At 46.8% G+C, this 15,136-nt stretch carries 7 protein-coding genes; 6 read left to right on the top strand and 1 reads right to left on the bottom strand.

The genetic code is table 11. The annotated features are described in order from the left end of the window. Positions 1 to 62 precede the first annotated feature (62 nt). From FDF36_RS06625 to FDF36_RS06645, 5 genes are all read left to right on the top strand, one after another. On the top strand, positions 63 to 1,355 hold the full coding sequence (locus FDF36_RS06625) for an LruC domain-containing protein (RefSeq protein ID WP_220390789.1): 1,293 nt from the start codon (positions 63 to 65) through the stop codon (positions 1,353 to 1,355). A gap of 186 nt (positions 1,356 to 1,541) precedes the next feature. Further along, the gene (gene purL, locus FDF36_RS06630) at positions 1,542 to 5,246 is read left to right on the top strand and encodes a phosphoribosylformylglycinamidine synthase (RefSeq protein WP_220390790.1); all 3,705 of its coding nucleotides are present in this window, start codon (positions 1,542 to 1,544) and stop codon (positions 5,244 to 5,246) included. 172 nt (positions 5,247 to 5,418) lie between these two features. Continuing rightward, positions 5,419 to 9,402: a hybrid sensor histidine kinase/response regulator gene (locus FDF36_RS06635; RefSeq protein ID WP_220390791.1), complete on the top strand. Its 3,984-nt coding sequence runs from the start codon at positions 5,419 to 5,421 to the stop codon at positions 9,400 to 9,402. A 30-nt stretch (positions 9,403 to 9,432) separates the two neighbouring features. After that, positions 9,433 to 9,975, top strand: coding sequence for a chromate transporter (locus FDF36_RS06640; protein ID WP_220390792.1), 543 nt, complete (start codon positions 9,433 to 9,435; stop codon positions 9,973 to 9,975). Positions 9,976 to 10,000: 25 nt separating this feature from the next. Further along, complete coding sequence (locus FDF36_RS06645) at positions 10,001 to 10,549, top strand: chromate transporter (RefSeq protein ID WP_005780686.1); 549 nt, start codon at positions 10,001 to 10,003, stop codon at positions 10,547 to 10,549. A gap of 82 nt (positions 10,550 to 10,631) precedes the next feature. On the opposite strand, the gene FDF36_RS06650 is transcribed toward FDF36_RS06645, so the two are convergent. Next, entirely contained in the window at positions 10,632 to 12,140 is a 1,509-nt protein-coding gene (locus FDF36_RS06650) for a glycoside hydrolase family 10-like protein (protein WP_005807709.1), read from the bottom strand. A gap of 169 nt (positions 12,141 to 12,309) precedes the next feature. On the opposite strand from FDF36_RS06650, the gene uvrA reads away from it, so the two are divergent. Then, positions 12,310 to 15,087 (top strand): excinuclease ABC subunit UvrA, encoded by a 2,778-nt coding sequence (gene uvrA, locus FDF36_RS06655; protein WP_220390793.1) that lies wholly within the window; start codon positions 12,310 to 12,312, stop codon positions 15,085 to 15,087. The last annotated feature ends 49 nt before the right edge of the window (positions 15,088 to 15,136 follow it).

The following is a 15,136-nucleotide window of genomic DNA, read 5'->3' on the forward strand; positions in this document are numbered from 1 at the left end:
AACTTTTCATTGTATATTTGCAGTCACAAACGAACAAGTAAATAATCCTAATCACAAAAATAATGAAAACAACGCATTGGATGATGTACACCCTACTGGGAGCAACACTTGCTTTAACAGCATGTGTTGAGGATGACAAAGACCTCTCACAACCCAAAGAACCGGAAAAAACGACAGACCTGGTCATATCGGATGACGCGGACTGGACCACTACAAGGAGTGTCAATCTCTCCATTACTTCGCCCGTGGCAACACGAGTGGCGATTTATACCGACGAATCATGCACCGACGCAAGTTTACTGACAGAACTGCCTGTATCCGAAGTTGCCAAAAACATCCGCCTGGATGTAGCCAAGGCAGACCGGGCATTATACGTACAGTATGCTACAAGCAAAGGGAAAGAAATGATGAACATCCCCCTCAATACGGCTTCTACACGTGCAGAGACCTTGGTCAAACTGCCGGAAAACGTGAGTGAATTTGACACAAACGGAGGAGAGGGTGCATACAGATATCAATGGTATCCCGCAAAAGGAGAAACGGCAACCCTGATGATGGAAGATAACTGGCCCGAAATGGGAGATTATGATTTCAATGATTTCGTTATCTATTATCACACGCAAGCGATCTTCTTTGACGGCAGCAACGGAAGCAAAGATTCTTATGAGGCAGACGGAATTGAATTTGAAATCACTTTCCGTGCAATGGGAGGCTATCTGCCTTATCGCCTGGGACTGCAATTGGACCAAACATCTGCCAAATATATCGACGAAGTGGTCGAAATAAACGGGAACGACCTTGTTAAGATGGAACTTCAGAATCCCGGAGAAGACGCTCCTGCTATCTTCATATTCACCGGCACCGATCAATTACGGAAACAGAATAACGGCGGAACATTCTATAATACCGAAGCTGACCATCAGATAGCAGCCAATGACCTGGTAACGATTAAATACAAATTAAAGATGAACTGCTTCGGAAGCTTAGATAAAGCAAAGGCATTATGGACGGCGGCAACCTCAGAAAATCAGAACTTTTTCCTCCAGAAAGAAAAGAACGGAGGACGTGAAATTCACCTGAGAGGTTACGAACCGACAGCTTATTACAGTGGTTCGTATGCCGGTGAAGCCGGAAACAATATGCGCAGTGACATCAAATATTGCAGTACCGACAATTTCGTGTGGGGTATCAAAGTGCCTGTTAAGCTTGCACATCCACGCGAAAAAACAGATATCATGAAAGTTTACAGCAAGTTCAGAAGCTGGATCACTAATCCGAATTTCTCAATGGACGGTCCGGAAGAGTACAACGAAAACTGGTTTAAAGATCTCGATTCATCTCAAGCAATAGAATAAACCATTAAACATTTCATACCCCAATCCTATTATTCAGATAGGTATTTGTTTGATTTATTTTTCAGCCTGCCCGGTCATTCCCCCCTTGACTGTGACAGGCTGAAGTTTTTTTATTGCATTTCTTTCTCACCACCAACGAATTTGCTTATCTTTGCACGCAAAGAAAACAAAATCGTATATACACACATGATTCTTTTTTTCAGAACCCCTTCCAAGAGCGTGATTGCCGTAGAGAGCAACCATGAACTTAACGCGAACGACAACAACAAACTCTGCTGGCTTTTTGGTGAAGCCGTGCCGGAAAGTGAAGAAAACCTGCAAGGCTGCTTTGTTGGGCCACGACGTGAGATGATTACTCCATGGAGTACCAACGCAGTAGAAATCACCCAGAACATGGGACTCGAAGGTATCAGCCGTATTGAGGAGTATTTCCCTGTAAAAGATGAAAATGCCGACTATGACCCAATGCTGCAACGCATGTACAAAGGTCTCGACCAAAACGTATTCACGACCAACCGCCAACCGGAAGCCATTATCTATATCGACGATCTGGAAGCCTACAATGAAAAAGAAGGTCTCGCCCTGTCAAAAGAAGAAATGGACTACCTGAAAAAGGTAGAATCGGATCTTGGACGCCGCCTGACTGACTCGGAAGTTTTCGGATTCGCACAAATCAACTCGGAACACTGCCGTCACAAAATCTTTGGCGGAACATTTATCATCGACGGCGTAGAGCAGGAATCGTCCCTCTTCCAGATGATTAAAAAGACTACTCAGGAGAATCCGAACAAAATCATCTCAGCTTACAAAGACAACGTGGCTTTTGCTGAAGGTCCGGTAGTTGAGCAATTTGCTCCGGCAGACCACTCTAAGCCCGATTTCTTCCAGATAAAAGATATCAAAAGCGTCATTTCTCTGAAAGCGGAAACCCATAACTTCCCCACCACAGTAGAACCTTTCAACGGTGCATCGACAGGCACAGGAGGAGAGATCCGCGACCGTATGGGCGGGGGTAAAGGCTCATGGCCGATTGCCGGAACAGCCGTTTACATGACTTCTTATCCACGCACGGAAGAAGGACGCGAATGGGAAGAAATCCTGCCGGTACGCAAATGGTTATACCAGACTCCGGAACAGATCCTGATCAAAGCTTCCAACGGAGCGAGTGACTTCGGCAACAAGTTCGGCCAACCATTGATCTGCGGTTCGGTACTGACTTTTGAACATACGGAAAACAATGAAACTTATGGTTACGACAAAGTAATCATGCTTGCCGGAGGCGTAGGTTACGGCACACAACGCGACTGCCTGAAAGGACAGCCGGAAGCCGGAAACAAAGTAGTAGTGATCGGCGGTGACAATTACCGTATCGGATTGGGCGGCGGTTCGGTTTCGTCGGTAGATACAGGCCGTTACAGCAGCGGTATCGAACTGAATGCCGTACAGCGCGCCAACGCGGAAATGCAGAAACGCGCCAACAATGTGGTTCGTGCCCTTTGCGAAGAGGACGAAAATCCGGTAGTATCTATCCATGACCACGGTTCGGCCGGACACGTAAACTGCCTCTCCGAACTGGTGGAAGAGTGCGGTGGACTTATTGACATGAGTAAGCTGCCTATCGGTGACAAGACTCTGTCGGCCAAAGAAATTATAGCAAACGAAAGCCAGGAACGCATGGGACTCCTTATTAAAGAAGAAGCCATCGAACACGTACGCCAAATTGCCGAACGTGAACGCGCTCCGATGTACGTGGTAGGTGAAACGACCGGAGATCATCGTTTTGCTTTCCAGCAAGCCGACGGTGTCCGTCCGTTCGACCTGGCTGTAGACCAGATGTTCGGTTCTTCTCCCAAAACTTACATGATAGACAAGACCGTAGAACGTCACTATACAATGCCGGAATATGAAACATCCAAACTTCACGAATATCTGACGCAGGTGTTGCAATTGGAAGCCGTGGCTTGTAAAGACTGGCTGACTAATAAGGTGGACCGTTCGGTTACGGGTAAAGTAGCCCGCCAGCAGTGCCAGGGAGAAATCCAGTTGCCCTTGAGCGACTGTGGTGTCGTTGCGCTCGACTATCGTGGCGAGAAAGGTATCGCTACTTCTATCGGACATGCTCCGCAGGCCGCACTGGCCGATCCGGCAGCAGGTTCCATCCTTTCCGTATCCGAAGCGCTGACCAATCTGGTATGGGCTCCGCTGACCGAAGGTTTGGATAGCGTATCACTTTCCGCCAACTGGATGTGGCCTTGCCGCTCTCAGGAAGGGGAAGACGCCCGTTTGTATACAGCCGTTAAAGCACTGAGCGATTTCTGCTGTGCATTGCAGATCAATGTTCCGACCGGAAAGGATTCTTTGTCTATGACTCAGAAGTATCCGAATGGAGAGAAAGTAGTTTCTCCGGGAACGGTAATCGTATCAGCCGGCGGTGAGGTTTCGGACGTGAAGAAAGTGGTTTCTCCCGTCCTTGTCAACAATGCCAAAACTACACTCTACCATATCGACTTCAGTTTCGACAGCCTGAAACTGGGCGGCTCGGCATTTGCGCAGTCATTGGGTAAGGTAGGTGACGAAGTGCCTTGTGTACAGGATGCCGAATACTTCCGCGACGCTTTCCTGGCAGTACAGGAGTTGGTGAACAAAGGACTGATTCTTGCCGGACACGACATTTCGGCAGGTGGTCTGATCACTACGCTGCTTGAAATGTGCTTTGCCAACGTAGAAGGTGGCCTGGAAATCGAACTTGACAAGATGAAGGAAACGGATATCGTGAAGATTCTGTTTGCCGAAAACCCGGGTATCGTTATCCAGATCAGCGACAAGCACAAAGACGAAGTGAAGAAAATCCTCGAAGATGCCGGCGTAGGCTTCATCAAGTTGGGTAAACCGACGGACGAACGTCATATTCTGGTAAACAAGGACGGTGCTACTTACCAATTCGGTATAGACTATATGCGTGATGTGTGGTATTCTTCTTCTTACCTGCTCGACCGCAAACAGTCAATGAACGGATGCGCCAAGAAACGTTTTGAGAACTACAAGATGCAACCGCTTGAATTCGCATTCATGCCGGGCTTCAAAGGCAAACTGTCTCAATACGGCATCACTCCGGAACGTCGTACTCCGAGCGGTATACGTGCCGCCATCATCCGTGAAAAAGGTACGAATGGCGAACGTGAAATGGCATACTCGCTCTATCTGGCAGGTTTCGACGTGAAGGATGTCACCATGACCGACCTTATCAGCGGACGCGAAACACTGGAAGATGTAAATATGATCGTTTACTGCGGAGGGTTCTCTAACTCAGATGTATTGGGTTCTGCCAAGGGATGGGCCGGAGGTTTCTTGTTCAATCCAAGAGCAAAAGAGGCACTCGATAAGTTCTACGCACGTGAAGACACACTGTCATTGGGTATTTGTAATGGTTGTCAGTTGATGATGGAGCTGGGATTGGTAAATCCGGAACACGAGAAGAAAGGAAAAATGCTGCACAATGAATCACATAAGTTCGAATCGACCTTCATCGGTGTCACTATCCCTACCAACCGCAGCGTTATGTTCGGCTCACTGAGCGGCAGCAAACTGGGTATCTGGGTAGCACACGGAGAAGGAAAATTCTCTCTGCCATACGATGAAGACCAATACAACGTAGTAGCCAAATACTCCTACGACGAATATCCGGGCAACCCGAACGGTTCCGATTATTCGATAGCTGCCTTGGCCAGCACAGACGGCCGCCATCTGGCAATGATGCCTCACCTGGAGCGTGCCATCTTCCCATGGCAAAACGCCAATTATCCTGCCGACCGCGTACACAGCGATCAGGTAACTCCATGGATGGAAGCTTTCGTAAATGCACGTAAGTGGATCGAAGAAAAGACTAAATAACAGGATATGCAACAATAAAGAAGGGCGGGTCTCAAAGTGAGGTCCGCCCTTTTTCGTCATTCAGCGTCCGTAACAAATCCTTTCGTAAAGTTTGCACTTCTCCACTCTTTTTATTAATTTTGTAAAATCATTCGCCCCCCGAAAGAATAATCATTAAAGGATTCCAGCTTGTATGAAAAAAATTCTTTTTCTTCTGCTCTTATTGCCTCTTATGGTCTCTGCACAAACCTACAAATATATCGGTGTAGAGGATGGGTTAAGCAACCGGAGGGTATATTACATCCAAAAAGATAAAAAGGGATATATGTGGTTCCTTACCCATGAAGGTGTGGACAGATATGATGGCAAAGAGTTCAAACGATATAAATTGATGGATAACGGTGAAGAACTGAATTCACTGCTTAACCTGAATTGGCTATATCTGGACCACGAAAATACCTTATGGGAAATAGGAAAGAAAGGAAAGGTGTTCCGTTACGACCCGTTACGGGATGAATTCACACTTGTCTACAAGCTACCGGAAGACGTGGTCAAAGACCACCCCGCTCCCATCAGCTACAGCTTCATCGACAAGAATAACAACATCTGGCTGTGCAACGATGAATATCTTTATCTATACAACACCCATACGCAGCAAACCCTACAGATAAAAAATGAAATCGAAGAAGATATCACAGATATCGAACAAATAGACGAAACACATTTCTTTATCGGTACGGAACAGGGCATTCATCACGCTGAACTAAAGAATCAGGCATTGCATTTGCTTCCGTGTGACAAACTCGACAATCTACCGATACAGATCAATGAACTTTATTTCCACCGCCCTTCACATAAATTATTCATCGGTACTTTTGAACGTGGTATATATGTCTACGACATGAATACCAAACAAAGTATCCAGCCCCGAATGAGCCTGACAGATGTCAGCATCACACGAATTAAGCCATTGAACAACAACGAATTGTTGGTTGCAACAGACGGTGCAGGAGTATATAAGATAAATGTAAACTCTTATTTGACTACTCCATACATCGTAGCCGACTACAACCAGCACAATGAGATGAATGGCAACAATATTCCTGACTTTTATGTGGATGACGAACAACGCATCTGGCTTGCCAACTACCCAATCGGTATCACGATACGTAACAACCGTTATTCAAGCTATAATTGGATAAAGCATTCGATTGGGAACAAGCAATCATTAATCAATGACCAGGTAAACTCAATCATTGAAGACAGTGACGGAGATTTATGGTACGGTACCAACAATGGTATCAGTTACTACAACTCCGCCAATGGGACATGGCATTCGTTCATGAGCTCCTTTGAAAAGAATGAACGTAATAAAAACCATATATTCATTACCTTATGTGAAGTAAGGCCGGGAATTATATGGGCTGCCGGCTATAGTTCAGGGATTTACCAGATAAATAAACATACCTTGTCTGTCGAGTATGTGACCCCGTCCGCACTATATGGGATAAATATACGGCCGGATAAATATATCCGTTCTATTATGAAAACGAACAACGGCGATATTTGGTCAGGAGGCTACTACAATCTGAAGCGTATCAATCTTGAAGACAGAACCCTCCGCTTATACCCAAGACTAAATTCCATCACCTCCATTATAGAAAAAGACAGCGAACAGATGTGGATAGGCACGGCTACAGGACTCTACCTACTTGAAAAAGAATCCGGCAAGTACCAACGTATAGACCTTCCTGTAGAATCAATGTATATTTATTCGCTATATCAAGCAAAAAATGGACTTTTATATATCGGAACCAGTGGTTCGGGATTACTGATATACGATCCGGAAAAGAGAAATTTCACACATTACCATAGAGACAACTGCGCATTGATTTCCAACAATATATACGCAATACTTTCGGATGCAGACGAAGATATCGTCATGAGCACAGAAAACGGACTGACCAGCTATTATCCTGCTGAGAAGTTGTTTCACAACTGGACCAGGGATCAGGGACTGATGGCCAGTCATTTCAATGCCGAAGCAGGTACATTGCGCAAAAACGGAAACTTTATATTCGGTAGTTCCGACGGTGCTATCGAATTTAGCAGAACGATGAAGATACCTAGAAAGTATAATTCCAAAATGGTACTCAGTGATCTGACGATCTTTTATCAAACGGTCTATCCCGGTGACGAGAATTCTCCGTTAAGTACAGATATCGATGATACCAAAGAACTGGAACTAAGTTACAGCCAAAATATCTTTTCACTCAAAGTATCGTCAATCAATTACGATTATCCGTCAAACATCTTATATTCGTGGAAACTGGAAGGATTCTACGATCAGTGGAGTCGTCCCGGAAATGAAAACATAATTCGTTTCACAAACTTGAGCCCAGGAGAATATACACTTCATATCCGCGCAGTATCTAATGAAGATAAACGTATTGTGCTTGAGGAGCGTACCATGAAAATCAGTATTGCCCAGCCTATTTGGCTCAGTTTCTGGGCCATATTCATCTACGCAGTCGCAGTGGCTGTGATTGCCATCATTGCTCTCCGTATTATTATCTTACGAAAGCAAAGAAAAATATCGGACGAGAAAATTCATTTCTTCATCAATACGGCACATGACATCCGTACTCCGCTGACATTGATCAAAGCCCCACTTGAGGAGATACGCGAACGAGAAGCATTGACGAAAGACGGCATCAGCAACATGAATACGGCACTAAGAAATGTAAATGCCCTACTACGTCTGACCACTAATCTGATCAACTTTGAACGGGCAGACGTATATTCATCGGAACTTTATATTTCAGAATATGAACTAAATACCTATCTGACGGAAACTTTCAACGCATTCCGTCCATACGCAAGTGTGAAGCATATTAACTTCACATACGAAAGCAATTTTCGTTACTTGAACGTATGGATTGATAAAGAGAAGATGGATTCAATCCTGAAAAACATCATCTCGAATGCCCTGAAATATACTCCTGAAAACGGCAGCGTACACATTTACGCTTCTGAAACAAACGATATGTGGAGCGTTGAGGTAAATGATACAGGTATCGGAATCCCTGCCAACGAACAAAAAAAATTATTCAAGATACATTTCCGGGGAAGCAATGCAGTCAATTCCAAAGTAACCGGAAGTGGCATCGGATTGATGCTTGTATGGAAACTGGTTCATCTGCATAAAGGAAAAATCAACCTTAACAGTGTAGAACATCAGGGTTCGTCTATCAAAGTGACTTTCCCGAAGGACAACAAGCATTTCCATAAAGCACATCTGGCTACTCGGGGCCGGGAACTCAGCACAGAACAAGTACCTCCTGTTTCTCCTGCCGATATTTACGAAAAGGCGAAAAAGCAGCATGACCAGAACCTGCAACGCTTATTGATCGTTGAAGACAATGATGAATTGCGTAATTACCTCACCCACACCTTATCGGATAATTATACCATCCAGACTTGTAGCAATGGTAAAGAGGCACTGACTATCGTAAAAGAGTACATGCCGGAATTGATCATTTCGGATATCATGATGCCGGAGATGCAAGGTGACGAACTTTGCGCCGCCATAAAGAATGATATCGAAACTTCACACATTCCCATCATTCTGCTTACAGCACTGAATGACGAAAAGAATATCCTGGAAGGGCTGAAAATAGGAGCAGACGAATACATAGTCAAGCCGTTCAACATCGGCATCCTGAAAGCAACCGTTGCCAACTTGCTGACAAACCGCGCACTGCTGAAAAGCAAATATGCCAACCTTGAAGTCAGCGAAGAGGAGGAGTCCTCTCCCAACTGTGCAACAGATCTCGACTGGAAATTCATTGCTACGGTCAAGAAGAGTGTCGAAGAAAACATAGACAATCCCGCCTTCAATGTAGATATACTCTGCAACCTTTTGAATATGAGCCGCACGAGCTTCTATAATAAGCTAAAGGCATTGACCGATCAGGCTCCCGGAGATTATATCAGACTGATCCGCCTGAAACGGGCTGCAACATTATTAAAGACCGGACAACACTCCATCACCGAAATATCCGAGATGACGGGATTCAGTGACGTCAAGTATTTCCGGGAAGTGTTCAAGAAACATTTTAAAATGAGTCCCAGTAAGTACTCCAAAGAGGATAAGGAAGAAGCCCCACAAGAGTAAGAAAAAAGAGAATAAAAGTAATAATATTAAATGAATATTTATCTTGAAGCGTTCGGCATCTTTTTCAAGATTGGTGCCTTTACTATCGGAGGTGGCTATGCCATGGTACCTCTGATAGAAAACGAAATCGTAACCAAACGGAACTGGATTTCCAAGGATGACTTCGTTGATCTGCTTGCCATATCCCAGTCCGCACCAGGCATTCTGGCCGTGAACATTTCTATCTTTATCGGATATAAACTGCGTGGCATACGCGGGAGCCTTGTAACTGCCCTTGGAACGGTGCTTCCGTCGTTCATCATCATACTGGCCATTGCCATGTTTTTCCATAATTTCAAAGATAACCCCATCGTAGAACGTATCTTCAAGGGTATCCGCCCGGCGGTGGTCGCACTGATCGCGGCACCCACTTTCAGTATGGCGAGATCTGCCAAAGTCAACCGGTATACAATCTGGATTCCGGTTGTTTCCGCCCTGCTTATCTGGTTACTGGGCTTCTCTCCTATCTGGATTATCATCGCGGCAGGCGTAGGCGGCTTCTGCTGGGGAAAATGGAAACAGTCACATCGCTAATCATCCACTTTGACATTTAAACATTATGATCTACCTGCAACTCTTTTATACATTCTTCAAGATCGGACTATTTGGCTTCGGAGGCGGATACGCCATGCTCTCGATGATTCAGGGTGAAGTCGTGACACGCTATGACTGGGTTAGCACTCAGGAGTTTACCGATATTGTAGCCATCAGTCAATCCACTCCCGGACCTATTGGTATCAATGCCGCCACTTATGTGGGTTTTACGGCTACAGGCAGTGTCTGGGGATCTGTCATCGCCACGTTTGCAGTAGTGCTCCCCTCTTTTATCCTGATGCTCACCATCAGTAAGTTTTTTCTGAAATACCAAAAACATCCTGCCGTAGAAGCTGTTTTCAGCGGACTCCGACCTGCCGTAGTAGGACTGCTGGCGTCGGCAGCACTGGTCTTGATGAATACGGAGAATTTCGGTTCACCGACAGGGGATACTTATACATTTGTAATCAGCATTATCATCTTCTTAGTGGCCTTTATCGGAACGAAAAAGTACAATGCCAACCCGATTCTGATGATTATTGCCTGCGGAATAGCAGGACTGATATTATATTAGGAGAGGATTGATGAACCACAGAGTTCCACAGAGGTAAAATTATAGAAAATAAACTCTCTGTGGAACTCTGTGGTGAACTACTTTATAATTTCACCTTCTTACTTACCGATTTCGATTCATTGTGCAAGCGGTCGAGTGCTGTCACAACATAACGGTATTTGGTCTTTCCGTCATCGTAGGGAAGTTTATAGAAATTGTTTCGGGTAATGGCAACGATATGCGAAGCGTCATCAATGTTCACTTTCTCTTTTCCATCAAAACGGTAAACCACATATTGCACGGCACGGTCCATCTCGTCTTTTGCTTTCGGAGCAGTCCAGAAAAGCATATAGCCATCTTCCGTCCACACTTTTTTCACTTTACGCACCTTGCCCGGAGCCTTATCGTCCATAAAATCGAAGACAGGAACCAGAGCAGGATACTTATGATACTCTTGCACAAGTGCGTCCCGATACTTCCCGGCATTTTCCACCACAGCGCTTGCCGGCCATTGGCAACTTCCGCCGATAGTCTGATAAGCTCTTTCCAGAGCCATCTTACGAGGCAACTGATTGATGGACGGATTTTTCGGATCGGCATTCTGAACCGTATTCATTACGGATTGGCCGATGAACAAAGGACGGTTCTCCGTATTCTTTGCCCACCACTTCACCAGGGTTTCATAATCGGCAGCGGGGTGACCTATCTGCCAGTATATCTGCGGGATGTTATAATCCACCCAGCCATTACGCGCCCAGAGCAATACATCGGCATACAGGTCATCGTAATTCTGCAAACCATTTGTTTTACTACCCAACGGATCGTTCTTCTCGTTACGGTAAATACCGAACGGACTGATACCGAACTTCACCCAAGGTTTCAAGCCACGGATGGTTTCATGAATCTTCTGGATCAGTATGTTCACGTTGCTTCGGCGCCAGTCGGCACGGTTGGTGAATCCTCCGCCGTAACGGGCAAAGCTCGCATCATCGGGGAAGTCGACGCCCTTTGCCGGATAAGGATAAAAGTAGTCGTCCATATGGATGGCATCCACATCGTAACGCGAAACAATGTCTGCCACCACCATACAGATGTGACGGCGGCTCTCGGGCAATGCCGGATCAAAATACAATTGATTATTGTAGGTGACAAACCATTCAGGATGGATATTGTACAAGTGATTGGCTGCCAGTTCACTCTTGAGCGATGTCTTTACCCGGTAAGGGTTGATCCACGCATGGAACTCCATTCCCCGTTTATGGCATTCGTCAATCATAAACTGCATCGGGTCCCAATAAGGCGAAGGTGCCTGTCCCTGCACACCGGTCAGGAAACGGCTCCACGGCTCCAATTGCGAAGCATACAAGGCATCCGCTTCGGGGCGCACCTGAAATATGATTGCATTGATACCTGCTCCCTGCAAAGAGTTGAGCTGATCAATGAGTGTCTGTTTCAGCTTCTCGGTAGGTATGCCACGGAACTGACCATTCACTGCCTGTATCCACGCTCCGCGGAATTCTCTCTTCGGATAAGGGCTTTGTTGTTGGATTTGTGCCCCCACTCCTGTTGCAAGGAAGAGAGCTAAAAGAAGAATCAATTTTCTCAGGTTCATAATCGGTTTCATAAAAATGTGGTGCAAAGATACAATTTTGCTCCTCATTTGCAACGGCTAAGCGAGCAATTCACTATTCGCAAGGTGTTTTTAAGATAAAAGTTCCTTTCTCTGTTAGGTTAAACGTTTCCGACTCGTTATCTTTGCAGTCCAAGTAACGAAAACGCTTATGACTGACAGTAAATACATCTCCATAAAGGGGGCCAGAGTCAACAATCTGAAGAATATTGACGTAAACATTCCCCGCAATAAACAGGTGGTGATAACCGGCCTTTCCGGTTCCGGAAAATCATCGCTTGCTTTCGACACCCTCTATGCCGAGGGACAGCGCCGCTATGTAGAAAGCCTCAGCAGTTATGCCCGCCAGTTCCTGGGCCGAATGAGCAAACCGGAATGTGACTTTATCAAAGGGATTCCGCCTGCCATCGCCATCGAACAGAAGGTAAACAGCCGCAACCCGCGCTCCACGGTGGGTACTTCGACCGAAATCTACGAGTACCTGCGCCTGCTTTATGCCCGTGTGGGCAAAACCTACAGCCCTGTCAGCGGTGAAGAAGTGAAAAAACACTCCATCGAGGACATTGTAAACTGCATGCTCTCATATCCCGAAGGAACCCGCTACACGGTGTTGACGCAGATTTTCCTGCACGACGGACGCACACTTGAACAGCAATTGGAGATCGACCAGAAACAAGGTTTCAACCGTCTTGAAGTGAACGGTGAGATGGTGCGTATCGACGAATACGCTGCCGGCAAAGACGATGTGGTGTACCTTCTCGTCGACCGAATGACGGTGGCAACAACCAAGGATGCCGTCAGCCGCCTGACCGACTCGGCCGAAACAGCCATGTACGAAGGCAATGGCATGTGTATGCTTCGCTTTTATCAACCGGACGGATCAACCCGGCTTCACACCTTCAGCACCAAGTTCGAGGCCGACGGCATCATATTTGAAGAACCGAACGACCAGATGTTTTCGTTCAACTCACCGATCGGTGCCTGTCCGGTATGCGAAGGATTCGGCAAGGTGATCGGCATCGACGAACATCTGGTAGTGCCCAACCGTTCGTTGTCGGTCTACGACGGAGCCATCGTCTGCTGGCGGGGCGAGAAGATGGGTGAATGGCGCGAAGAACTGATTCACAATGCAGAAAAATTCAACTTCCCGATTTTCACCCCTTACTACGAGCTGACCGATGAACAGCGCCGGGTGTTGTGGGAAGGAAACCAATATTTCCACGGCATCAACGACTTTTTCAAGATGCTTGAAGAGAACCAGTACAAGATTCAATATCGTGTGATGCTGGCACGCTATCGTGGAAAGACGCTTTGTCCGAAATGCCATGGTACCCGCCTGAAACCCGAAGCGGGATACGTGCGCGTAGGTGGAAAAAACATCTCGGAACTGGTGGACCTGCCCATCACCGAATTGCAGAAGTTCTTCGATTCGCTTGAACTGAACGAACACGACCAAGCCGTGGCACGCCGCATCCTGACAGAGATCAACAGCCGCATCCGTTTCCTGATCGATGTGGGATTGGGGTATCTCACCCTGAACCGGCTCAGTAATTCGCTCTCGGGCGGTGAAAGCCAGCGCATCAACCTGGCCACTTCGCTGGGAAGCAGTCTGGTGGGCAGTCTCTACATCCTCGACGAACCCAGTATCGGGCTTCACAGCCGGGATACGGACCGCCTGATCCACGTACTCCGCCAACTCCAACAGTTGGGCAATACGGTAGTAGTGGTGGAACATGACGAAGAGATCATACGTGCAGCGGACTACATCATCGACATCGGCCCGAATGCCGGCCGGCTGGGCGGACAGGTAGTCTACCAGGGGGATATGAAAGATTTACAGAAAGGCAGCAACAGTTACACTGTGAAATACCTGCTGGGCGAGGAAAACATTCCCGTACCGGAACACCGCCGCCCGTGGAACAACTATATCGAGATAAAAGGCGCACGCGAAAACAACCTGAAAGGAGTAGACGTACGCTTCCCGCTCAATGTGATGACCGTCGTAACAGGAGTCAGCGGTTCGGGAAAGAGCACACTGGTACGCGACATCTTCTACCGTGCGCTGAAGCGCGAACTGGATGAATGTAGCGAGCGTCCGGGAGAGTTTGTTTCCATCGAAGGCGACCTGCGCAACCTGCGCAACGTGGAGTTTGTCGATCAGAACCCCATCGGTAAATCCTCCCGTTCGAACCCGGTGACCTACATCAAAGCATACGACGAAATCCGTAAGCTTTGGGCAGATCAGCCACTGGCCAAGCAAATGGGATATACGGCAGGACATTTCAGCTTTAACAACGAAGGCGGACGCTGCGAAGAGTGCAAAGGCGACGGAACCATCACAGTGGAGATGCAGTTCATGGCCGACCTGGTGCTGGAGTGTGAATCGTGCCACGGCAAACGCTTCAAAGCCGATACGCTGGAAGTGAAGTTCCAGGATAAAAACATTTATGACGTACTGGAGATGACGGTCAACCAAGCCATCGAGTTCTTCACGGAACACGGACAAAAGAAGATCGTAAAGAAACTGATCCCCCTGCAAGATGTCGGTTTGGGATATATCAAGCTGGGACAATCATCGTCCACCCTCTCGGGAGGAGAGAACCAACGCGTGAAACTGGCTTATTACCTGAGTCAGGAGAAAGCGGACCCGACTTTGTTCATTTTCGACGAACCGACCACCGGACTGCACTTCCACGATATACGCAAGTTGCTCGACGCATTCGATGCGCTGATCCGTCGCGGACACTCCATCGTGATTATTGAACACAATATGGATGTCATAAAATGTGCTGATTATGTGATAGACCTCGGACCGGAAGGCGGAGATAAAGGCGGCAATATTGTGGCAACCGGAACGCCGGAACAAGTAGCTTCCTGTGCGGCAAGTTATACGGGACAGCTCCTGCAAGAAAAGCTTAATACACTGTAGTTCAAGCTAATTAGAGAGCTTCAAATAGGTTTAAAGAAGTCCCCGTTGG

Source organism: Bacteroides fragilis (assembly GCF_019583405.1).
GTDB classification, from domain to species: domain Bacteria; phylum Bacteroidota; class Bacteroidia; order Bacteroidales; family Bacteroidaceae; genus Bacteroides; species Bacteroides fragilis_B.